Genomic DNA, 21,298 nt, shown 5'->3' on the forward strand with positions numbered 1-21,298 from the left:
TTGTCCGACACGCCTTACCCGATCGACCTCGACAGCATTCGCGGCGCGTTCCCGCCGGGCATCGAGGCGCCGCCTCTGCTGCTGGATTTTGCCGGCTGGCTGAACGGTCGCCCCTGGGGCAGCGTCGGCTGCTTCTCCCTGCAAGGCCAGTTCTCCGATCAGGCCCCGATCTTCGATGGCAGTCCTTTGCGCGATCGCTTCGCGCTGTTCATGCGCCTGCCTGACGGCTCAGCCGTCGGCGGCTGGTATGGCGCCGGCCTCGACCGCGACGATCCCCCGATCGTGGGGCTGGGCTCGGAGGGCGATTATGAGCTGCTGGCGCCGTCGCTCGACGCCTTGCTTGCGAAGCTGACGTCGCAGCAATTCGACAAGGCCTGGCACGATTTGCGGCCGCATGACGAGGTCGAGCCGCAGACGGTTGAGCTTGCGCAATGGCTAGCCCGGCGCCCGGCCGGCGAACCTGTTGCTTGCGAGGACGGGGAGCTGCCCGACTTCCGCGGTTTCGTCGAGAAGTGGAGCCGGGACCGCGAGGAATATTGGGCCAATCACCAGATGATGGCCGAGCTCGGCTGGCGCCTCGCCGCGCATCTGCCCAAGGGCAGGAATGCCTGGGACAAGACCCATTTCGAGGTCGCGATCGTTGGTCAGCAATACGAGGCCCGCGTGCTATCGCGCGGCCCGCAGCCCTTCGAGGAAGCCGCCTCGATCGAATCCCTGCTACGCGATCTGCGCGAGGAAATGCGCCGCGCCCAGCCCGAGCTCGGCCTGTGGTACGCGATGAAATTCGGCCTATATGCCGACGGTCGCGTCATGCCGAATTTCGAATACGATTTGCGCCCGGTCATCGCCGGCGAGCCCGCGCTGCTGTCCGAAGCCAAGGCCGATCTCGCCCGCGCCCCGCGGCCGGAGCGCTGGGTGCCGAAATGGCTGGTGGAAGCCTGACTGCCTCCACATCGTCATTGCGAGCGCAGCGAAGCAATCCAGGCTGTCTCCACGGAGGGACTCTGGATTGCCGTGCCGGTCGTATTCGTCTTCGATCCCCCTTGTTGAGCTGAAGATGGTTGGTCTCTTCCTGACCAGGGCCGTCTATGTCAAACTTCCGCGCTGTGGCGGCTGAAGCGTTGGCTGGCCACGAGCATCGACGCGCGAATGAGCCGTAAGCTGTGACCACACTGCGAGAGATTGAAAGCGCCGATTTCGAGGCGATGGCCGACGCGTTGATTGAAATGCAGGCGTACTATCGCGTCCCTTGTCCGCCGCGCGATGCGATCATCGCGGGGTTGAACTCAACGCCTGCGGGATCACGTATCCTGCTGGCCTATGAGCACGGCAAACTCGCCGGCTTTGCCTGCTTCAGCGCCATTTATCCTGGGCCCGGTCTGACCTCGGGCTTCTTTTTGAAGGAACTCTATGTTCGCGGCGCCTGGCGCGGAAGCGGCCTGGGCAAAAAGCTGATGTCGCGCCTGGCCGTCATCGCACGGCAGGACGGGCATGGCCGCATCGATTGGACGGTCGATGCAGACGATCTGAGGCTTCAGCACTTCTACGAGATGCTCGGCGGCCAGGCCCTACCGGCGAAACTGTTTTTCCGGATCACCGGCGCAGAGCTGACCGCGTTGGCTGACAAAGCCTGACGGCGCTCGCCCGTCAGCCGGGCTGAGACGGGCTGAGGACCTCAGAACCCCGCGACGCTGCCGTGCAGATCGTACGCGTCCGCGCGTTCGATCTTCGCGGTGACGACCTCGCCGACGCGCAAGGGGCGGCGGCTTGACAGATACACCGCGCCGTCGATCTCCGGCGCATCCGCCTTGGAGCGGCCTTTCGCGACCGTCGGCCCAACCTCGTCGATGATGATCTGCTGGCGCGTGCCGACCTTGCGCTTGAGGCGTCGCGCGGAGATCTTCTGCTGCCGCGCCATCAGCGCGTTGTAGCGCTCCTGCTTGATCTCTTCGGGCACGGGATTGGCGATCGCGTTCGAGGTCGCGCCCGCGACCGGCTCGTATTTGAAGCAGCCGAGCCGGTCGATCTCGGCTTCATCGAGCCAGTCGAGCAGGTAGGCGAAGTCGGCATCGGTCTCGCCGGGGAAGCCGACGATGAAGGTCGAGCGCAGAGCGAGATCAGGACATTCCTCGCGCCAGCGCTTGATGCGCGCCAGGGTCTTGTCCTGCGCGGCCGGGCGCTTCATCGCCTTCAGCACCTCGGGGCTCGCATGCTGGAACGGGATGTCGAGATAGGGCAGCACCTTGCCCTCGTTCATCAGCGCGATGACCTCGTCGACATGCGGGTAGGGGTAGACATATTGCAGCCGGACCCAGGCACCTAACTCGCCGAGCTCGCGCGCGAGATCGAGGAACTTGGCGCGGACCTGGCGGTCCTTCCAAGGGCTCTCGGCATATTTGAGATCGACGCCATAGGCCGAAGTGTCCTGCGAGATCACCAGCAGCTCCTTGACGCCGGCGCCGACCAGGCGCTCGGCCTCGCGCAGCACGTCATTGGCCGGCCGCGAGACCAGGTCGCCGCGCAGCTTCGGGATGATGCAGAAGGTGCAGCGGTTGTTGCAGCCCTCGGAGATCTTCAAGTAAGCGTAGTGGCGCGGCGTCAGCTTGATGCCCTGCGGCGGCACCAAATCGAGATGCGGATTGTGCGCCGGCGGCAGCGCGCGGTGCACGGCATCGAGCACGCTCTCATATTGCTGCGGACCCGTGATCGAGAGCACGCCGGGATAGGCCTGCTCGATCGCTTCCGGTTCCGCACCCATGCAGCCCGTGACGATCACCTTGCCGTTCTCGGCCATGGCCTCGCCGATCGCCGAGAGCGATTCCTGCTTGGCACTGTCGAGGAAGCCGCAGGTGTTGACGATGACGATATCGGCCCCGTCATGCTTGCGGGCGAGCTCGTAGCCCTCGGCGCGCAGGCGCGTGATGATGCGCTCGGAATCCACCAATGCCTTGGGACATCCGAGTGACACGAAGCTGACCTTGGGCGCAGCCGTCTGATCCATATCCAAATCTGCCTGATTGACAGGCCTGAGCTAGTCCCAATTGCTCATAATTACAACCCTTTGCATGGCGCTCCGGCATGCTATGGATGAATCGCCTGCCGTGAGTGAGCCATGAGCGCCGAACAGTCGCCCAAGATCGTGATCGTCGACGAAAGCCCTGTCAGGGCCGCGATCCTCGAGGAGGGCTTGCGGGAGGCCGGATTCACGCAAGTGGTCCATATCCGCGAGATGCAGAGCCTGCTCGCCCGTATTTATGCGGTGGACCCCGATATCATCGTGATCGATCTGGAAAACCCCAGCCGCGACGTGCTGGAGGCGATGTTCCAGGTCAGCCGTGCCGTGAAGCGGCCGATCGCCATGTTCGTCGACCAGAGCGACTCCGCCTCGATCCAGGCGTCCGTCGAGGCGGGGGTATCCGCCTATATCGTCGACGGGCTGAAGAAGGAGCGGATCAAGCCGATCCTGGACCTCTGCGTGTCCCGCTTCAACGCCTTCGCAAAACTCCAGGAGGAGCTGGAGCGGACCAAGTCGCAACTCGAGGACCGCAAGGTCATCGAGAAGGCCAAGGGCATCCTGATGAAGGTCAAGGGCCTCACCGAGGACGAGGCCTATGTGCTGCTGCGCTCCACTGCCATGCGCGAGAAGAAGAAAATCGGCGAAATCGCGCAGTCGATCATCACCGCGTCGGAGATGCTGAAATGACCGTCCCCCTCCGCATCGGGTTCATCCCGCTGGTCGATGCCGCCGCGCTGATCGTCGCCGTCGACAAGGGATTTGCCGCGGCTGAAGGGCTGGAGGTCGAGCTGGTGCGCGAGGTGTCGTGGTCGAACGTCCGCGACAAGCTCAATATCGGCCTGTTCGATGCCGCGCATCTGCTCGCGCCGGTCGCGATCGCGTCCTCGCTCGGGCTTGGTCACGTCAAGGTGCCGATCGCGGCGCCGTTCAATCTCGGCATCAATGGCAATGCGATCACGGTGTCGCCGGCGCTGCACGCCGCGCTGATGGAAGAGATCGACGGCGATCGCTTCGATCCGATGGCGACAGCAAAGGCGCTCGCGAAGGTGGTCGCAAAGCGGCGCAAGGCTGGCGCCGACCCCCTGACCTTCGGCATGACCTTTCCGTTCTCGACCCACAATTACCAGCTGCGGTTCTGGATGGCGGCGGCCGGCGTCGATCCCGACGAGGACGTCCGCCTGGTCGTGCTGCCGCCGCCTTTCATGGTCGACAGCCTCAAGAGCGGCCATGTCGATGCCTTCTGCGTCGGGGCGCCCTGGAACTCCGTCGCCGTCGATCTCGGCATCGGCCACATCCTGCATTTTGTCTCCGACTTTCTTGCGCGCGCGGCAGAGAAGGTTTTAGCCGTGCGTCAAAACTGGGCGGACAAGAATCCGGATGTGGTTGCAGCGCTGGTGCGGGCGGCGGTGAAGGCGGCCGAGTTCATCGAGCATCCGGACAACCGGACCGAGGCCGCGCGTATCCTGGCGCAGCCGGAGCGGATCGGCGTCGATGCCGAAGTCATCCAGCGCACACTCGATGGGCGACTGAAGATCTCGCCGGATGGCACCATGCGCGAGAGCGACCGTTATCTCCTGGTCGGACGTGAAGGGGCAGGGCGGCCGGACCCGGTCCAGGCCGCCTGGCTCTACGCGCAGATGGTGCGCTGGGGACAGACGGCGCTGACGGCTGACGGCGTCAAGACCGCCATGGCCGTGTTCAGGCCCGAACTCTACGACGCCGCCCTTGGCCATCAGCAGCCCACCGAAGCGCCCGCGCCGTTCGGCGCGTTTGTCGGCCCGGCCTTCGACCCCGAGAACATCAGAGGGCACCTCGAAGCCTTCGAGGTTGGCCGCTGGAAAGCCTGATTCGGGCTCTGCACGCTTTTAAGGCGCTCGGGAGCGTCGGCTAAATTTTAAGCCGGTTGCTCGAATTTCGTGAAGGGCGGTCCCCCGGAAGTTCCCGAGCCGTTCAATAACTTATTGAAATCGCGTATCTTTCTATTTCAGGGCGGCTGGCACGCAACTTGTATGATGCAGTGCGGCCAGCTTGTCGCAGACGCCTGCTGAGCCAAGTCCCACAGCAACGAAGCTGATTGGACCGTGGAGTAGCGAAGCAGGCTTCGAGCCAGCTGAGTTCCTCGCGGGTCATTCCCAATTCCGTCGATGCCGCCGCCGGTGGCCGCAGGAGCTTCGTTACCGACCATGAAAATCGAAACGCTCGCAGTCGACTTCACCGACGAGCAGAAACGCTATCTCGAAGGTTTCACGACCGGTCTCCAGATCAGCAAGGTTGGCCGTGGTCTTGGCGGCGGCGGCAAGGCGAATGCCGAGCCTGTTGGTCCTGATGCCGCGCATATCAAGGCGCAGGACAAGGTCATCGCCGCAGGCAAGAAGCTCGCCGACCAGGAGAAGTTCAAGCGCGACGAACATCCCTTCGATGCCTATCCGCGGCTGCGCCAGCAGGCGCTCGACAACGCGCCGCCGAGCCCGGCGGACAATTTCCGCTGGCGCTATTACGGCATCTTCTACGTCGCGCCGACGCAGGACTCCTACATGTGTCGCCTGCGCATCCCGAACGGCATCATGAAGCACTGGCAGCTCACGGGTCTTGCCGATCTCGCCGAGGACCTGTGTGGGCCCTTCAGCCACGTCACCACCCGCGCCAACCTCCAGCTTCGCGAGCTGCCGCCGAAGAACGCGACGAGGCTGATCGAGGGCATCCAGGATCTCGGCCTGTGCTCGCGCGGCTCCGGCGCCGACAACATCCGCAACGTCACGGGCACGCCGACCGCCGGCATCGATCCGCAGGAGCTGATCGACACGCGCCCCTTCGCGCGCGAATGGCACTACCACATCCTCAACGACCGCTCGCTCTACGGCCTGCCGCGCAAGTTCAACGTCGCCTTCGATGGTGCCGGCAGGATCGCGGTGCTGGAGGAGACCAACGACATCGCCTTCACGGCCTATGAGGTGAAGGACGGGTTCGGCGTCGAGCCCGGGGTCTGGTTCCGCCTCGGACTCGGCGGCATCACCGGCCACAAGGATTTTGCAAAATACTCCGGCATCATCGTCAAGCCCGAGCAGGCGACATCAGTTGCGGATGCCATCGTGCGCGTCTTCATCGAGCATGGCGATCGCACCAACCGCAACAAGGCGCGGCTGAAATACGTGCTCGACGCGATGGGCCATGACGGCTTCCTCAAGCTCGTCGAGGAGCGGCTGAAGACCCCGTTCACGCGGGTGCCGGAAGAAGCGTTTGCCGCGCGGCCCGCGGCGGACCGCATGGCCCATATCGGCGTGCACAAGCAGAAGCAGGACGGCCTGAACTGGATCGGCGTGTCGCTCACTCTCGGCAAGATGAGCTGCGAGCAGATGCGGGGCCTCGCCAGGGTCGCGCGCGACCTCGGCGATGGCGAGATTCGGCTGACGGTCTGGCAGAACCTGCTGATACCAGGCGTGCGTGACGAGAACGTCGCCCTTGCGGTTGCCGCGATCAAGGACATCGGGCTCGCGGTCGAGGCCTCCCATATCCGCGCCGGACTGGTCGCCTGCACCGGCAATGCCGGCTGCCGCTTTGCCGCTTCGAACACCAAGCGCAATGCGGCCGAGATCGGCGACTGGTGCGAGCCGCGTGTCGCCATGGACAAGCCTGTCAACATCCACGTCACCGGCTGCCACCATTCCTGCGCGCAGCACTACATCAGCGACATCGGGCTGATCGGCGCACGCGTGCCTGTTGGCGAAGAGGATACGGTCGAGGGCTATCACCTCTTCACCGGCGGCGGGTTCGGCCCCGACGCTGACGTCGGGCAGGAGGTCTACCACGACCTCAAGGCCGAGGATGCGCCGAAGACGGTCGAGGCGCTGCTCAAGGCCTATCTCGCTCACCGTTCGTCGCCCGACGAAACCTTCCTGTCCTTTGCGCGCCGCCATGACGGCGAAACGCTGCGCAAGCTTGCCGATGCACAGGTGTCCGCATGAACCAGATCACGCCTCCGCCGAAGCTCGATATCATTCCCGCCAGCGCGCCGTTCTCCGACGCGCAGCGTTCCTGGCTGAACGGCTTCTTTGCCGGCCTGCTATCGCCCGATGTGGCGACGCCGCTGTCGGCCGAGCAGGGCGCCGCTGTCATGCCAAGTGGCGATGGCGACGATGGCGAAGCGCCCTGGCATGACCAGACCATGCCGATCGCCGATCGCATGAAGCTTGCGGACGGGCGCCCCGTCCGCCGCAAGATGATGGCGGCGATGGCGCAGCAGGATTGCGGCCAGTGTGGCTACAATTGCCACGATTATTCGGAGGCGATTGCGAGCCGCAGCGAAGCGCGGCTCAATCTCTGCGTCCCCGGCGGCAAGGAAACCGCGCGGATGCTGAAATCGCTCTACGAGGAGCTGGACAAGGCGCCGGCGGCCAAGGCGGCTGACAAGGCGGCCGCCGGCAAACCGGACGCGGCCGCGCCGGCCGTGACCGTGACCATCGCCGAGCCTGGCCGCTCACGCGACAATCCGGTGACCGCGACCTTCCTGTCGCGCAGCCTGCTCAACAAGGGCAAGTCGGAGAAGGAGACCTACCACGTCGAGTTCGATCTCGCCGAGAGCAAGCTCGACTACGTGGTCGGCGACAGCTTTGGTGTCTTCCCGCGCAACGATGTCGGCCTTGTCGACCAGGTCATCGCGCTGCTCGGCGCATCGCACACCACCAAAGTCAACGGCAAGACGTTGCGTGAAGCATTGATTGATGACGTCTCGCTGTCGCCGGCGCCCGACACGCTGTTCGAGCTGATCTCCTTCATCACCGGCGGGGCGCAGCGCGAGAAGGCAAGGGCGCTGGCGCAGGGCGAGGATCCCGATGGCGATGCCGCCACGCTCGACGTGATGGCGGCGCTCCAGAAGTTCTCCGGCACGCGGCCGCATCCGGAAGCATTTGTCGAAGCGCTGGAGCCGCTGCAGCCGCGGCTCTATTCGATCTCGTCGTCGCACAATGCGACGCCCGGAAAACTGTCGCTGACGGTCGATTCCGTGCGCTACGTCGTCGGCAAGCGCAAGCGCCTTGGCGTCGCCTCGACCTTCCTCGGCGAGCGCATCGCCGAGGGCGACAAGCTCAAGGTCTATGTGCAGAAGGCCCACGGCTTCGGTTTGCCGCAGGACCCGAAGACGCCGATCATCATGATCGGTCCCGGCACCGGCATTGCGCCGTTCCGCGCCTTCCTGCTCGACCGCAAGGCGACCGGCGCCCCGGGCAGGAACTGGCTGTTCTTCGGCCATCAGCGCAGCGATTGCGATTTCTTCTATCAGGACGAGCTCAACGCGATGAAGACCTCCGGTCTGCTGACGCGCCTGTCGCTGGCCTGGTCGCGCGACGGCGAGAAGAAGTTTTACGTGCAGGACCGCATGCGCGAGGTCGGCCGCGAGCTGTGGACGTGGCTCGCCGAGGGCGCGCATCTCTACATCTGCGGCGATGCCAAGCGCATGGCCAAGGATGTCGAGCGCGCGCTGGTCGACATCGTCGCCCAGTTCGGTGCGCGCTCGACCGATGAGGCCGTCAGCTTTGTCGCCGATCTCAAGAAGAAGGGCCGTTTCCAGGCTGACGTGTACTAAGGCGCGACAAGACCAGCGTGAATCGCCGCCGCCGCGCAATCGCTCCGGCGGCGGCGATTCTACTGTGCATGGGGTTGTTTTCGAGGGTTTGGTCTGGGTGGCACCGGAACCGGTTCCATTTGGCTCGGACTTTAACGAATAGGATTCCTGGAACCTGCGGGTTTCGAGAATTTTCGCCTGCAAAGCGAGCTGAAGAAACACTTCTATCGCTATTTGGACGACCGTCTTACAGCCGTCGTGGTGAATCGTTCATACTGGACGGATGGTGCGCTGGAAATCGACCATCCGGGAATTGTCGGCGGAAGCCAGGCTTCATCTCTATGCGCGATCGGTCTCGCGCAGGACAAAGGCGAGCGCGCGCCACATCGGCATCTTCGGCGCGTGGGCGCTCATCGCAGTGCTTCTCTTCGGCACTCTCTCGGCGCACCCGTTCTAACGATTCTTCACAGCTCTCGTAGGGTGGGCAAAGGCGCGCTTCGCGCCGTGCCCACCATCTCGATGTGGTGGGCACGCTGCGCTTTGCCCACCCTACGGCACTAACCCTAGGCCCGCTTGAACGGCGCGACCTCGATCCCCGCATCCTTCAAGGCCTGGCGCAGCGTCCGCGCGATCTCGACCGCGCCGTGCGTATCGCCGTGGATGCACACCGTGTCGGTGCGCATCTTGATGACCTTGCCTGTCACCGACACCACCGCGCCGTCCTGCACCATGCGGACCACGCGCTCCGCGATCGCTTTCGCATCGTGCAGCACCGCGCCGGGCTTCTTGCGCGAGACGAGGTTGCCGTCGTCCTCATAGGCACGGTCGGCAAACACCTCGTGCACCATCGGCAGGTTGGCCGCTTCGCCGGCCTTCACCAGTTTCGAATTGGCGAGCACGACGAAGATCAGGCTGGGATCGACCGCCTTGATGCCGGCGGCGATCGCTTTCGCCGTCATGTCGTCCTCACAGGCGACATTGGAGAGCGCGCCATGCGCCTTAACATGCGTGACCTTGTGGCCGGCCGCGGTCGCGATCGCTTGCAGCGCACCGATCTGGTAGGCGACGAGGTTCTCGATCTCGGAGGCCTTGAGGCCCGCGATCGGATGCCGGCCGAAGCCGTGCAGGTCGCGATAGCCAGGATGCGCGCCGACCGAGACGCCGCGCGCCTTTGCCAGCTCCACTGTCCGCCGCATGATGTCGGGGTCGCCGGCATGGAAGCCGCAGGCGACATTGACCGAGCTTGCGAGCTCGATCATGGCGGCGTCGTTGCCCATCTCCCACGCGCCAAAACCTTCGCCGAGGTCGCAATTGAGATCGATCGTCTTCATGGTTGCTCTCCGCCTTTGGCCTTGTTGTCGCTTACGGCTCCGCCACGACCTGCCAGGTCCCGGCATCCATGGCACTCACCGCATAGCCCGCAACATTGGCATCGCTGAGTGCTTCGATGTTGAGCTCGACGGTGTCGGACGAGCGCAGGCGATCGGGCAGGGTGCGGATCAGCTGCTGAAACTTGCGCGCCTCGTCCTGCGCCTCGGCCATGCTGACCGCCTTGAAGCGGAACGCCGTGCCCGCCGAGGTCTGGGCGAGGCGGCCGACATCGGCCGTGATCACCGTCGCGATCTTGGGATAGCCGCCTGAGGTGCCGCGGTCCATCATCAGCGCGATCGGCGCGCCGTTGCCGGGCACCTGGATGCTGCCGTTGACGGTGCCGTCCGAGACAATGTTGTGACCGTGCAAATGCTTGATCGCGGGACCTTCGAGCCGATAACCCATACGGTCCGAGGTCGCCGAGATCTTCCACTCGCTATCCAGGAACAGCGCCTTGTTGGCGTCGTCGAACTCGTCGTCCTGCGGTCCCAGCACGACGCGGATCGGACCGCTCACCGGCTTCGGCAATTCGATCCGCAGCTCCGGCGCGCCGCTCGCGGCATCGACCGCGAATTCGTCACCGGCCTGCAGCGGCCGCGGGTAGGGGCTGCCGAGCCCGGCGCGGGCGTTGACCGCGAGGCTGCCGAACACCTCTTCGCCCTTGATGGCGCCTTCGATCGCCAGATAGGTGAACGCGCCGCCGCGGGCAAAGCCCAGTGTCAACGTCTCGCCGTCCTTCAGTGTGACGGACGTGTCCATCGCCACCGGTTTGCCGGCGATGTCGGCATTGCGCGGTGCGCCTGACATGGCGATGCGCACCGCGCCGTCACGGGCCGTGAAGGTGGCGCCGAACGGGCCGATCTCGACGGCGGCTGCGAACGGCGCGTTGCCGACGAGCGTATTCGCTGCGGCCAGCGCCAGCCGGTCCATCGCGCCGCTGACGGTGAGGCCATAGCGCTGCGCGCCGAAGCGTCCGCCGTCCTGGACGGAGCTTGCGGGACCGATGCTGGCGACGATGAGCCGGCTCATGCGTCGACCCGCTCGGCGATGATCTCGCCGGCTTCCGCGGCGCGGTCCAGCTCCTCGAACGTCTTGTGGTCGATCGCAAAAAACGTCACGCGATCGCCGGGCTCGGTGAGGAAGGTCGGATTGCGGTGGAGCTGATAGGTCCTGACCGGCGTGCGGCCGAGCAGGTGCCAGCCGCTCGGCGCGGCCAGGCACTGGATGCCCGCTTGAATGCCGCCGATCGAGATCGTGCCGGCCGGCGTGAACAGCCGCGGGCTCTCTCGCCGCGACATATGCAGCGATTTGTCGAGGCCGCTGAGATAGGACCAGCCCGGCGTGAAACCGATCATGGCGACGCGATAATCGCCGCCGGCGTGGCGGGCGACGATGTCGTCGGGCGTGGTGTTCAGTGCCTTTGCGACATCCTCGAGATCGATGCCGTGCTCGCCGCCATAGGCGACGGGAATGCGCCAGCGCCGCGCCTTGGTGGTCGGCGGCAGCGGTCGGCTGGCGATCGCAAGCAGCTTTCCGCCGAGCGCGTCAAAGCCGATCTTGCCGGGGTCGTAATGCACAAGCAGCGAGCGATAGGTCGGGATCGTCTCGGAGATGCCCTCGATGGGGTGAGCTGCGAGCGCCTTGTCGAGCGCGAGCACGCGCTCATTGGCGGCGTCGTCGATGGTGCGGCTGAACTCGACCGTGACGGCGCTGTCGCCACTGGGCAGAAGGCGGGGCGGTGGAAGCGTCGCGGCCATGAGCGGTCGAATTCGGGCCTTGAGAAAATGCGGGCTCGACCTTGAGCTCCGCCTCAACCCTGCTTCGCGTAAATGCGCCCGCAAGTCCAATAAATTAATGCCGGGTGCGGCGATAAGGCGTTGTTATCGTGTCGCATAACCAGCCCGGCTGGGCCGCATTCTTGTCGGGGCTTTGGCCCTTGACGGGAAGCCCCCGGCTCGCAAGATGCGCGCGTTCTTTCCTGCACCTTGGAGCTCGTTCTCGTCCATGTCGCTGTCCCCCGAAGCCCGCAAGACCCTCGCCGGCATCACCACCGCCACCATCACCACGGTCCTGCTGAAGAAGGGCCTGCGCAATGTGTGGATGCGCGGCGCGCGTCCACTGCGCCCGGGCCTGCCGCGCCTGGTGGGACCCGCCTTCACGCTGCGCTTCGTGCCGGCGCGCGAGGATCTGGCGACGCCGGAATCCTGGTCGTCGCCGATCTCGACCCGCACCGCGATCGAGGCGATGCCCGAGGGCTGCATCGCCGTGGTCGATGCCATGGGCATCACGGATGCCGGCATCTTCGGCGACATCCTCTGTGCCCGCATGGTCAAGCGCGGCGTCACCGCGCTCGTCACCGACGGCGTCGTGCGTGACGTCGAGGGCGTGCTCGGTACCAATCTGCCGGTCTGGTGCGACGGCTATGCCGCGCCGCCGTCCGTGGCAGGCCTCACCTTTGTCGGCTGGGGCGAGCCGATCGGCTGCGGCGGCGTCGCCGTATTCCCGAACGACATCGTCGTCGCCGATCAGGACGGCTGTGTGCTGATTCCGGCGGCGATGCTCGAGCACGTTCTCGCCGAGGGCGTCGAGCAGGAGCGGATGGAAGCCTGGATCGTCAACGAGGTGAATAACGGCGCGGTGCTGCCGGGTCTCTATCCCATGAACGCCGAGACCAAGGCGCGCTACGCCGCCAGCAAGAAGTAACAGGAAACGAGGACCCCATGGACATCACGCTCGCAGGTGCGCGGCCGACCCGCCGCGCGCCCAAGGAACACTTCACCGGCACCGTGCTGCAGGACCCCATCAACATGGCGCCTGCGCCGGCGCGGCTGAATGTCTCGCGCGTCTCGTTCGAGCCCGGCGCCCGCACCAACTGGCACCATCATCCGCTCGGCCAAACGCTCTATGTGATTTCGGGCGTCGGCCGCGTCCAGACCAAGGGCGGCCCGGTCAAGGAGATCCGTCCCGGCGACACCGTCTGGATCCCGCCGGGAGAAGTGCACTGGCACGGCGGCTCGCCAGGCAACAGCATGTGCCATATCGCCATGCAGGAAGCCCTCGACGGCGTCTATTCGACCTGGCTCGAGCCGGTGACGGACGCCGAATACGGCGCGCCGCTGGGCTAGAGCGCGCCGCTTACATCCGCTCTGCGGTCCACGTGCCCGAGCACATGGCGCCACGCCATGTGCCGGAGCCGGAGGTACCGCTGAGCCGGCCGGAGCCGACGGCGTGCTTGACGCCGGTGCTCAAGGTGACGTTGATGCTGCCGGCATCGGCGACGCGGCCTGACGCCGTCACTGCCGCGCTGCTCGAGGCGATCTGGCCGTTGTTGATGCCGATCGCGACCGTCGCGCCATTGCCGCAGGTTTCACTGGACGACGAGATGCGGACATTCCATGTCCCGTCGAAGGTTGAGCCCGCAGCATCCGCCTGCGCGATGGGCAATGCGATCGCGATAATGATGGCGCGAAGAGACCCTTGCGAAATCCGTTCATGACACGCCCCTTTGGTTGACTATGCTGGGATCGTGTCACCGCCGCGGAATCCGCGATGTGAGGACTGTCACGCGCGCCAGATCCTCTGTGAGCTGACGCACATCACGGGCACCGTCGCAAAGCAAAGGGGACCCGGATCACGGACCCCCAGTCTTTCTCGAAATTGTCGAACGCGATCTAGTTCACGCGCGTCCAGGTCTGGCCGCCGCAGAACATGCCGCCAAAGGCGCAGCCTTGCACGCGCAGGCGGTCCGTGCCCCGCAACGTGATGGTCGAATCGTAGGTCGAGCCGCTGTTGGGATCGAGGATACGGCCTGACCATTTCTGGTCCTTGCCGGGCTTCATGTTGATCAAAACCTGCTCGCCATTCTGGTTCGACTTGCTGTCGACCGAATAGCCGCACAGATTATTGCCGCACTGTTCGATGCGGACCTTGCCTTCCTTCTCCTCCGTGAGCCAGACGCCGAGCGGCGAATTGAGATCGCGCGCGGGCGCGGCTGCGGGGGGCGGCGGTGCGACGGCGGCGGCCTGAACAGGAGGAGGAGCCGGCGCGGGTGCTGGTTGCTGGACCGGTGCCGGTGGCGCGGCGGCGACGGTCGGCGCCGGTGGCGGGGGTGGTGCGGGCGGCACCGCCGCCACCGCTGGGGCTGCGCTCGGAGCCGGTTGCGGCGGCGGGACCATGTCTTCGGCCGGAGCGGTGCTGGCAGTTGCTGCTGCAGGTGGAGCTGCCGGCGGGGGCGGCGCAGGCGGGGATGCTGCGGCTGCCGGGGCGGGCGGCGCGGGGGCCTGTTCCGCAGCCGGAGGCGCGGCAAGCGGAGCCGGGGCCGGCGCGGGAGCAGCCGGCGCTTGCGGATCGACCTTGGCCTGCTGCGGCGCCTGCTGGTCCTGCTTGGTATCGTTCTTCTTGGCTTTCTTGGCTTTGCCCTGGCCGGTGTTGTCATACACGCCGGGGATCTGCACCGTGCCGCGGTCCGGATCGATGCGGATGGTGCGCCCGCCATACTCGAACGTGTACTGCGCCTGCGCTGCCGTGCTCGCCAAAAGGAATGCGGCCGTGGCCAACAGCTTCCTCATTTTCCATCTCCCGAAAAGCTGGTCCCCGCACCGACGCTTACGCCCCGGTTCACCTGCAAAAAGTGATCTAGATCACTGTCTCCGTGTGAGTCGTCTGCCGGGGGTCCCGGGTTCAATAACGCCGAACCCGGTCGAGAGTTGGACGGGTGGCCCAGCTACTTTTCCGGGCAGCGCGAATCGGCGGCCTGCTCGGCACGGGCGAGGGCCACCGCGTTGGCCTTGTCGGCGTGGATCTCGACTGCGCCGAAGAGGCAGGCCTTGTCGCCGTTGATCGCGAACACCGAGAGCTCCTGGATTTCACGCTCGTCGTCACCGACCCGGCTCCAGGTCCGGATCACCGCGGCCTTGGGAACGCCGGCGCGCATGATCCACTGCATCTTGTCGCCAAAAGCCTTGCCGGCGCCGCGCCATTGCGCCGTCGGTCCCTGCACCTTCTCGATCGCACGCCTCGGCGCAATCGTGAGCGAGACGATGTTGCCCTCGTCGGCGAAGCGCACGATGTAGCCGGCCGGTCCCGGGCAGGTCCACAGACCGAACCCTTCCTTGGATTGGTCCTTGCAGGCGGGGCCCGTCGTGGGCGTTAAGGGCGTCTGCCCGAATGCGCTGCCGGCTCCCGCCAGCGCGAGTGCGGTCGCCCACGCGATCGTCAGCCGCATGCTAGTCGAACCAGGCCGCGTAGATCTTCTTGTAGCTGCCGTCCTCCATGGAAATGTGCAGCCACTGGTCGACGAAGGCTTTCAGCGCCATGTCGCGCTGCAGCCAGTAGGCCTTCTCCGAGAAGTCGAACGGCTTATCCGGATGCACCGCGCAGAGCACGCCTGAATTCTGCTTCTGCTGATAGCGGGTCTCGGAGGCGTCCGTCATCATCAGGTCGGCGTTGCCCTTGGCGATCTCATGGAAGATCTCGGTGTTGTCAGGGAAGACCGTGATATCGGCGTCCTTGATGTTGGCTCGCGCGAAACGCTCATTGGTGCCGCCGGGATTGACGATGATTCGGGTGCCCTTCTTGTCGATGTCGGCAATGGACTGGTATTTGCCGACGTCGGCGCAGCGCGCGATCGGCGTCTTGCCCTCGCGCATGATCGGGATCGAGAAGTAGCCCTTCTTCTGGCGATCGAGCGTGACGGAGACGCCGCCCATCGCGATGTCGAACTGGTCGGCCTCGAAATCCTTCATCAGCTTCGGCCAGGCTGTCGGCACGAACTCGACCTTGACGCCGAGCGCCTTGCCCAAAGCCTCCGCCATGTCGACGTCGAAGCCGGAGAACTGCTGCGTCGCCTTGTCCAGATAGGTGAAGGGCTTGTAGTCGCCGGTCATGCCGACGCGCAACGTGCCGCGCTTGATGATCTCGTCGAGCCGTGAGGCCGATGCTTGCTGCGCATGTGCCGAAAGGTTTGCCAGCAACATCACGGCCAAAGCCGCCAGGATTCGAAGCGATATTCGAACAGTCATCTCTTTCCCACCCATGCCCAAGCTGTCATTGTGCAGCTCGTGGACGTGGATTTAGACCAGATGCCAGTTTCTGGCGAGACGGAATTGAAGGGAATCCCGGCGTGACGATCTCGATGTACGAGGCCTCGGTCGGCCTCTTCGTGCCCTATCTGCGCAACCTGTCCGTGCTGCTCGACAAGGGCGTTGCCTATGCCGAGGCCCGCAAGTTCGATCCGGCTGTGCTGCTCGGCATGCGCCTTGCGCCGAACATGTACGACCTGGCGCAGCAGGTTGGTGAAGCCTGCCGCCATGCCACCGTCGCGCCGGCCTTGCTGGCGCAGTGCGAGCCGGTCGCGCTGCCGCCGCTGGAGCACGACATGGCCGGGCTTCAGGCGCGGATCGCAACCTCAATCGAGTTCATTGACAGCCTGCCGCGCGCCGACATCGATGCGGCGGCGGAGCTGAGGGTCTTCTTCAAGCTGAAGAACGGGACTGAACTGCCCTTTACCGGGCGCACGCTGCTGCTCACCAACAGCATCCCGCAATTCTTCTTTCATGTCACGACTGCCTACGACCTGTTGCGGCACGCGGGCGTCGAGCTGGTGAAGAAGGATTTTCTAGGAAGGAAGTAGAGTTCGCGTTTACCTCTCCCCAGCGGGGAGAGGTGTACGGAGAGATCGGCGCAAATAGCCTTACGCCTCGCCCTTGCGCTCGTAATCGGCAAGCGAGCTGCGCCCGGAAATCTCGCTGCGCAGGAGTTCGAAGCGCCGATGCGCCTCGCTCTCGTGTTCGTCGACGAAATGCACGGCGGCCTCGCTGGTCATCGGGCCGCTGACCACGGGAGCGGATTGCTCGCCGATGGTCTCGTGCACGTAATATTGGCCGTCGTCACCGCGATGGACCGTCCATTTGAGGCGGATCGCCACCATCGGCCCGGGACCGACCTTGCTGTAGCCGTCGGCGTCGGTGTGATCGGGCACCAGCGGCTGCTCCTCGACCACCGGATGCTCGTCATGCTCGTCGACGACGTGATGTTCCTCAACAGCCGAGTGCTCACCGACGGCGACTATCTCGGTCTCGCGAATGATCTCGGTTTCACGGACAACAAGGGTCTGTTCGGGGTGCTCGAAAATGCTGGCGATGGTCGCCAGCGCTTGGTCGGTCGGGTCGATCTCTGACAAGGGTCCATCCTCCAGCGCCACGCGACCGGCAAGTCTGTCCCACTGCCGCCGCGGCCGGATACATTACGCGGGTTCGATTAAGGCTGAGTTGGGGCCCGATCTGCACCAAAATGGGACGCATTTTGGCCTTCCGAAGGCGGTCGGACAGGTCGACCGCCTTCGGACTTGCCTCAGCCGAGCACGTCCTGATTGATGACGTTCTGCCTGATCGGGTCGCCGTCCAGCACACTCAGGATGTTGCGCGCGGTCTGTTCGCTCATGCGCTGGACCGCCTCGACGGTCACGCCGGCGACGTGCGGAGCCATGATGACGTTGGGCAGCGCGAACAGCGCATTGCTGACCGGTGGCGGCTCGACCTCGAACACGTCGATACCCGCGCCGGCGAGCTTGCCGGACACCAGCGCGTCGTAGAGTGCGGCCTCCTTGACGATGCCGCCGCGCGCAGTGTTGATCAGATAGGATCTCGGCTTCATCCGGCCGATCCGCGCGGTGTCGAACAGGCCGACGGTCTCCGGCGTCTTCGGGCAGTGGATGGTGACGAAGTCGGCGCTGGGCAGCACGGCGTCGAGGTCGGTGACCGGCTCGCATCCGGCCGCTTTGATATCGGCGGCGGGCTTATAGGGATCGTAGACCTGTACCTTCATCTCGAAGGCCAAACAGCGCTTTGCGGTGCGGCTGCCGATGCGGCCGAAGCCAATGATGAGCACGGTCTTGCCGTAGAGATCGAACGGCAGCATGCTGAGCCGCTCTGCCCATTTGCCGTCCTTGACGCAGGCATGCATCTCATTGGCGCGCTTGGCCAGCGTCAGCATCATGAACAGCGCCGCTTCCGCAACCGAAGGCGAGTTGGCGCTGCCCGCGACCATCAGCGGCACCTTGCGGCGGGAGAGCGCGGGCACATCGACAGCGTCGTAGCCGACGCCGATGCGGGTCACGACTTTCATGTCGCGGGCGGCCTCGAGCTCGGTCTCGCCAAAGGCGGTGGCGCCAAGCGCCACGCCGTGGACCGGCGCGTGGCTCTTGAGCAGGGCCTCGAAATCCTTGGCGGAGATCAGGTTCGCAAACTCGACGAGCTCGATATCGTCCCGCTGGGTGAGGAGAGCGCGTGCCCCTTGCGACAAGGTTTGTGTAACAAAAATCTTCTTCTTATTGGTCGCCATCGCTCCCCGCCTGCTTCGAGCTTCCCAGACCGGCATCACAGCACGACGCCGGTCTCCTCGTTTAGCAGGTGCATATTGTTGAGGTCCATCGCCAAACGCATGGGAGCCCCGTCCTTGGCGCCGGCATTGGGATTGACGCGGCCGCACACCGGCGTGCCGTCGAGGCCGAAATAGACCAGCGTCTCCATCCCCATCGGTTCGGTGACGTCGAGCACGGTGTCGAAGGTCTCCACGCCCGGCTCCAGATGCGGATGCGACTCCGCAAGATGCTCGGGCCGGATGCCGAGCAGCAGTCTGTCGCTGCGCGGCAAAGCGTTGTAGCGCGCGGCGCGGGCCGGCGGCAGCGCGAAGGCGATGCGGTCGGTGAGGCGGATCCGGAGCGTGCCGCCGGCATCCTCCAGACGGCACGGAATGAAGTTCATCGCGGGTGAGCCGATGAAGCCTGCGACAAAGCGCGTCGCCGGCCTGTGGTAGAGCTCGTTCGGCGTACCGATCTGCTCGATCCGCCCCTTGTTCATCACCACGACGCGGTCGGCCAGCGTCATCGCCTCGACCTGGTCGTGGGTGACGTAGACCGTCGTGGTGCGCACCTTCTGGTGCACCTTCTTGATCTCGATCCGCATCTGAACGCGGAGCTTGGCGTCCAGATTGGACAACGGCTCGTCGAACAGGAAGACCTTTGGGTTGCGCACGATGGCACGGCCCATGGCGACGCGCTGGCGCTGGCCGCCCGAGAGCTGCTTCGGCTTGCGGTCGATCAGGTCGGTGATGTCGAGCAAGCGGGCGGCTTCCGTCACCCGCGCCTTGATCTCGGCCTTGGGATAGTGCTTCAGCCGCAGCCCGAACGACATGTTCTCGGCGACCGTCATGTGCGGGTAGAGCGCGTAGTTCTGGAACACCATGGCGATGTCGCGATCCTTCGGCGGCACGTCGTTGACGACGTCGCCGCCGATCATGATGTCGCCGTCGCTGATGTCCTCGAGGCCGGCGATCATGCGCAGCGTCGTCGACTTGCCGCAACCCGACGGCCCGACCAGCACGATGAACTCGTGGTCGGCGATATCAAGATCGATGCCGCGTACCGCTTCGACATCGTCGTAACGCTTGATCACCTTACGCAGGGAAACGTCGGCCATTGCACTTCAACCCCTCGATTTCAACCCTTCGTCGCGCCGGCGGTCAGGCCGGCAATGTAGTAGTCCATCAGGAAGGCGTAGATGATCAGCGGCGGCGCCGCGCCGAGCAGCGCGCCGGTCATGATCTGCCCCCAGTTGAACACGTCGCCCTTGATCAGCGTCGTGGTGATGCCGACCGGCAGCACCAGCTGGTCGATCGACGTCGTGAATACAAGCGGGTAAAGGAACTGGGCCCAGGACACCGTGAAGGCGAAGATCGTCGCCGCGATCAGCCCGGGCAGTGCCACCGGAATGAAGATCCGCAGCAGGGTCTGGAGCCAGGACGCGCCGTCGATGATCGCGGCCTCATCCAGTTCTTTCGGAATCGAGGCGAAATAGCCGATCATGATCCAGGTACAGAACGGCACGGTCAGCGTCGGATAGATGAATACCAGCACATACCAGCGATTCAGCAGCGTAATGCCGGTCAGGTCCTGGATGACTCCGAGCATCTTGAACAGCGGAATGAACAACAGGCTGTCCGGGATCAGATAGGTGAGGAAGACGCCGGTAGCCAGCGTTGCCGAACCCCAGAACTTCATTCGTGCCAGCGCAAACGCGGCGGGGATGCTGATCAGCATGGTCACGATCACGACCACGATCGAGATGATCGACGAGTTCCAGAAAAAGCGCAAAAACTGGTTCGAGGTCAGCAGCTCGACATAGTTCGACAGGGTGGGATGAAACACCCACCACGGATTGGTCGCCGCCGAGATCTCCGCGCTGCTCTTGAGCGAGGTGATCACCATGTAAAAGGGCGGCGTCAGGAAGAAGATCGCAAACAGCACCAGGAAGAAATAGGACCAGCGCAGCGCCCAGGCGCGATCCCGGCTCATGCTGCCGTATTTGACCTTGCGGCTCGGTCCGGCTTTGTCGATTGCCATCGTGCTCATCAGGCTTCATTCCCGCGTTTGGAGACGTCGCGCAGGATGAAGATCGCCGCGACCGCGAGGATCGGCACCATGAACAGCGAGACGCAGGCGCCGAGCGGAATGTCGCTGCTCTGGATGCCGACCTGGAATGCCCAGGTGGCGAACAAATGCGTCGTGTCCAGCGGTCCGCCCGAGGTCAGGATGCGCACGATATCGAAATTGGCGAAGGTGACGATCAGCGAGAACAGCGTGGTGATGGCGATGATGTTGCGCATCATCGGCAGCGTGACGTACCAGATCTTCTGCCACCAATTGGCGCCGTCGATCGCCGCCGCCTCATAGAGCTGGTCGGGAACCGATTTGAGCGCGGCCAGATACATGATCAGGAAGAACGGCGCGCCGTACCAGACGTTGACGAGGATGACGGAGAAGCGGGCCCAGAAAGTCTCGCCAAGCCAGGGGATCGGGCCGACGCCAAAGAAGGAGAGGGTGTAATTGAAGGCGCTGTAAGAGGGGTCGAACAGCCAGAGCCAGGCCAGCGTGCTCATCGCCGGCGGAATAACCCAGGGCACCAGCAGCATGCCGCGCCATTTGCGCTGCTTCTTGCCGGGAATGTTGTGGACGAAATGGGCGACGATGAAGCCGATCAGTGCCTTGAAGATCACGGCGGTGATCGCGAAGATGCAGGACTGCTTCACCACCATCCAAAACGTTTCGCGCTTGAACAGGAAGGTGAAGTTGCCGAGGCCCACGAACTTCGTCATCGCCTTGTTCAGCGTCGCCAGATAGAGCGAAAAGAAGGCGGGATAGAGCACGAGCAGCGCGATCAGGAGGATCAGCGGCAGCGTCAGGAGGAACGCAACCGTCGATTTGCGCCCGAGCGTATTGCGCAGGCTCGATCCTTTCCGCGCACCCGTCGCACGAGCGATGCGACCTTGCTCAACGACGACATCGGCCATATCAGATT

General features: G+C 64.6%; 22 protein-coding genes. 9 read left to right on the plus strand and 13 right to left on the minus strand.

The window, feature by feature from the left end; genetic code table 11:
* Together XH80_RS27495 and XH80_RS27500 are read left to right on the plus strand one after the other, a co-directional pair.
* Positions 1–942, plus strand: a complete 942-nt coding sequence (locus XH80_RS27495) for a hypothetical protein (RefSeq protein ID WP_271601260.1) — start codon at positions 1–3, stop codon at positions 940–942.
* Positions 943–1,205: 263 nt separating this feature from the next.
* Entirely contained in the window at positions 1,206–1,634 is a 429-nt protein-coding gene (locus XH80_RS27500; RefSeq protein ID WP_271601324.1) for a GNAT family N-acetyltransferase, read from the plus strand.
* 41 nt (positions 1,635–1,675) lie between these two features.
* Here XH80_RS27500 and rimO read toward each other — a convergent pair whose 3' ends face one another.
* Positions 1,676–3,001, minus strand: coding sequence for a 30S ribosomal protein S12 methylthiotransferase RimO (rimO, locus tag XH80_RS27505; protein ID WP_271601261.1), 1,326 nt, complete (start codon positions 2,999–3,001; stop codon positions 1,676–1,678).
* 111 nt (positions 3,002–3,112) lie between these two features.
* Between rimO and XH80_RS27510 the strand changes: the two genes are divergently transcribed.
* The 4 genes from XH80_RS27510 (at position 3,113) to XH80_RS27525 (ending at position 8,594) form a co-directional block, all read left to right on the plus strand.
* Positions 3,113–3,703 (plus strand): ANTAR domain-containing response regulator, encoded by a 591-nt coding sequence (locus XH80_RS27510; RefSeq protein WP_271601262.1) that lies wholly within the window; start codon positions 3,113–3,115, stop codon positions 3,701–3,703.
* Complete coding sequence (locus XH80_RS27515; RefSeq protein ID WP_271601263.1) at positions 3,700–4,863, plus strand: CmpA/NrtA family ABC transporter substrate-binding protein; 1,164 nt, start codon at positions 3,700–3,702, stop codon at positions 4,861–4,863. Before XH80_RS27510 ends, XH80_RS27515 begins: the two co-directional genes overlap by 4 nt.
* Before the next feature lie 336 nt (positions 4,864–5,199).
* Positions 5,200–6,978: a NirA family protein gene (locus XH80_RS27520; protein ID WP_271601264.1), complete on the plus strand. Its 1,779-nt coding sequence runs from the start codon at positions 5,200–5,202 to the stop codon at positions 6,976–6,978.
* Positions 6,975–8,594, plus strand: coding sequence for a sulfite reductase subunit alpha (locus tag XH80_RS27525; RefSeq protein WP_271601265.1), 1,620 nt, complete (start codon positions 6,975–6,977; stop codon positions 8,592–8,594). Before XH80_RS27520 ends, XH80_RS27525 begins: the two co-directional genes overlap by 4 nt.
* Positions 8,595–9,136: 542 nt before the next feature.
* Here XH80_RS27525 and XH80_RS27530 read toward each other — a convergent pair.
* Genes XH80_RS27530 through pxpB form a run of 3 tightly spaced genes read right to left on the minus strand, consistent with a single transcriptional unit; the run spans position 9,137 to position 11,701 of the window.
* The gene (locus tag XH80_RS27530) at positions 9,137–9,904 is read right to left on the minus strand and encodes a LamB/YcsF family protein (RefSeq protein ID WP_271601266.1); all 768 of its coding nucleotides are present in this window, start codon (positions 9,902–9,904) and stop codon (positions 9,137–9,139) included.
* A 31-nt stretch (positions 9,905–9,935) separates the two neighbouring features.
* Positions 9,936–10,973: a biotin-dependent carboxyltransferase family protein gene (locus tag XH80_RS27535; RefSeq protein ID WP_271601267.1), complete on the minus strand. Its 1,038-nt coding sequence runs from the start codon at positions 10,971–10,973 to the stop codon at positions 9,936–9,938.
* Positions 10,970–11,701: a 5-oxoprolinase subunit PxpB gene (pxpB, locus tag XH80_RS27540; RefSeq protein ID WP_271601268.1), complete on the minus strand. Its 732-nt coding sequence runs from the start codon at positions 11,699–11,701 to the stop codon at positions 10,970–10,972. The genes XH80_RS27535 and pxpB overlap by 4 nt, the downstream gene beginning before the upstream one ends.
* 247 nt (positions 11,702–11,948) lie before the next feature.
* On the opposite strand from pxpB, the gene XH80_RS27545 reads away from it, so the two are divergent.
* Both XH80_RS27545 and XH80_RS27550 read left to right on the plus strand, forming a co-directional pair.
* Positions 11,949–12,647: a ribonuclease activity regulator RraA gene (locus XH80_RS27545; protein ID WP_271601269.1), complete on the plus strand. Its 699-nt coding sequence runs from the start codon at positions 11,949–11,951 to the stop codon at positions 12,645–12,647.
* 17 nt (positions 12,648–12,664) lie between these two features.
* Positions 12,665–13,069, plus strand: a complete 405-nt coding sequence (locus XH80_RS27550; protein WP_271601270.1) for a (R)-mandelonitrile lyase — start codon at positions 12,665–12,667, stop codon at positions 13,067–13,069.
* Between the two features lie 10 nt (positions 13,070–13,079).
* On the opposite strand, the gene XH80_RS27555 is transcribed toward XH80_RS27550, so the two are convergent.
* The 4 genes from XH80_RS27555 to XH80_RS27570 form a co-directional block, all read right to left on the minus strand.
* Positions 13,080–13,388: a hypothetical protein gene (locus XH80_RS27555; RefSeq protein WP_271601271.1), complete on the minus strand. Its 309-nt coding sequence runs from the start codon at positions 13,386–13,388 to the stop codon at positions 13,080–13,082.
* Positions 13,389–13,615: 227 nt separating this feature from the next.
* On the minus strand, positions 13,616–14,512 hold the full coding sequence (locus XH80_RS27560) for a DUF2147 domain-containing protein (RefSeq protein ID WP_271601272.1): 897 nt from the start codon (positions 14,510–14,512) through the stop codon (positions 13,616–13,618).
* Positions 14,513–14,667: 155 nt separating this feature from the next.
* Positions 14,668–15,168, minus strand: coding sequence for a hypothetical protein (locus XH80_RS27565; protein ID WP_271601273.1), 501 nt, complete (start codon positions 15,166–15,168; stop codon positions 14,668–14,670).
* A gap of 1 nt (position 15,169) precedes the next feature.
* Positions 15,170–15,964 carry a transporter substrate-binding domain-containing protein gene (locus tag XH80_RS27570; RefSeq protein WP_271601274.1) on the minus strand — a complete coding sequence of 265 codons (795 nt, stop codon included), beginning with the start codon at positions 15,962–15,964 and terminating at the stop codon, positions 15,170–15,172.
* A gap of 113 nt (positions 15,965–16,077) precedes the next feature.
* Between XH80_RS27570 and XH80_RS27575 the strand changes: the two genes are divergently transcribed.
* A complete protein-coding gene (locus XH80_RS27575; RefSeq protein ID WP_271601325.1) occupies positions 16,078–16,575 on the plus strand; it encodes a DUF1993 domain-containing protein in 498 nt (165 codons plus the stop codon).
* A 60-nt stretch (positions 16,576–16,635) separates the two neighbouring features.
* Here XH80_RS27575 and XH80_RS27580 read toward each other — a convergent pair whose 3' ends face one another.
* The 5 genes from XH80_RS27580 to XH80_RS27600 form a co-directional block, all read right to left on the minus strand.
* Complete coding sequence (locus XH80_RS27580; protein ID WP_057755222.1) at positions 16,636–17,124, minus strand: hypothetical protein; 489 nt, start codon at positions 17,122–17,124, stop codon at positions 16,636–16,638.
* A 170-nt stretch (positions 17,125–17,294) separates the two neighbouring features.
* Positions 17,295–18,284: a hydroxyacid dehydrogenase gene (locus XH80_RS27585; protein ID WP_271601275.1), complete on the minus strand. Its 990-nt coding sequence runs from the start codon at positions 18,282–18,284 to the stop codon at positions 17,295–17,297.
* Positions 18,285–18,319: 35 nt separating this feature from the next.
* Positions 18,320–19,420, minus strand: a complete 1,101-nt coding sequence (locus XH80_RS27590; RefSeq protein WP_271601276.1) for an ABC transporter ATP-binding protein — start codon at positions 19,418–19,420, stop codon at positions 18,320–18,322.
* 20 nt (positions 19,421–19,440) lie between these two features.
* Positions 19,441–20,352, minus strand: a complete 912-nt coding sequence (locus XH80_RS27595; protein WP_271601277.1) for a carbohydrate ABC transporter permease — start codon at positions 20,350–20,352, stop codon at positions 19,441–19,443.
* Entirely contained in the window at positions 20,352–21,290 is a 939-nt protein-coding gene (locus XH80_RS27600; RefSeq protein WP_271601278.1) for a carbohydrate ABC transporter permease, read from the minus strand. The genes XH80_RS27595 and XH80_RS27600 overlap by 1 nt, the downstream gene beginning before the upstream one ends.
* Positions 21,291–21,298 lie beyond the last annotated feature (8 nt).

Origin of the sequence: Bradyrhizobium sp. CCBAU 45384 (genome assembly GCF_028128665.1) — a bacterium.
GTDB classification, from domain to species: Bacteria; Pseudomonadota; Alphaproteobacteria; order Rhizobiales; family Xanthobacteraceae; genus Bradyrhizobium; species Bradyrhizobium manausense.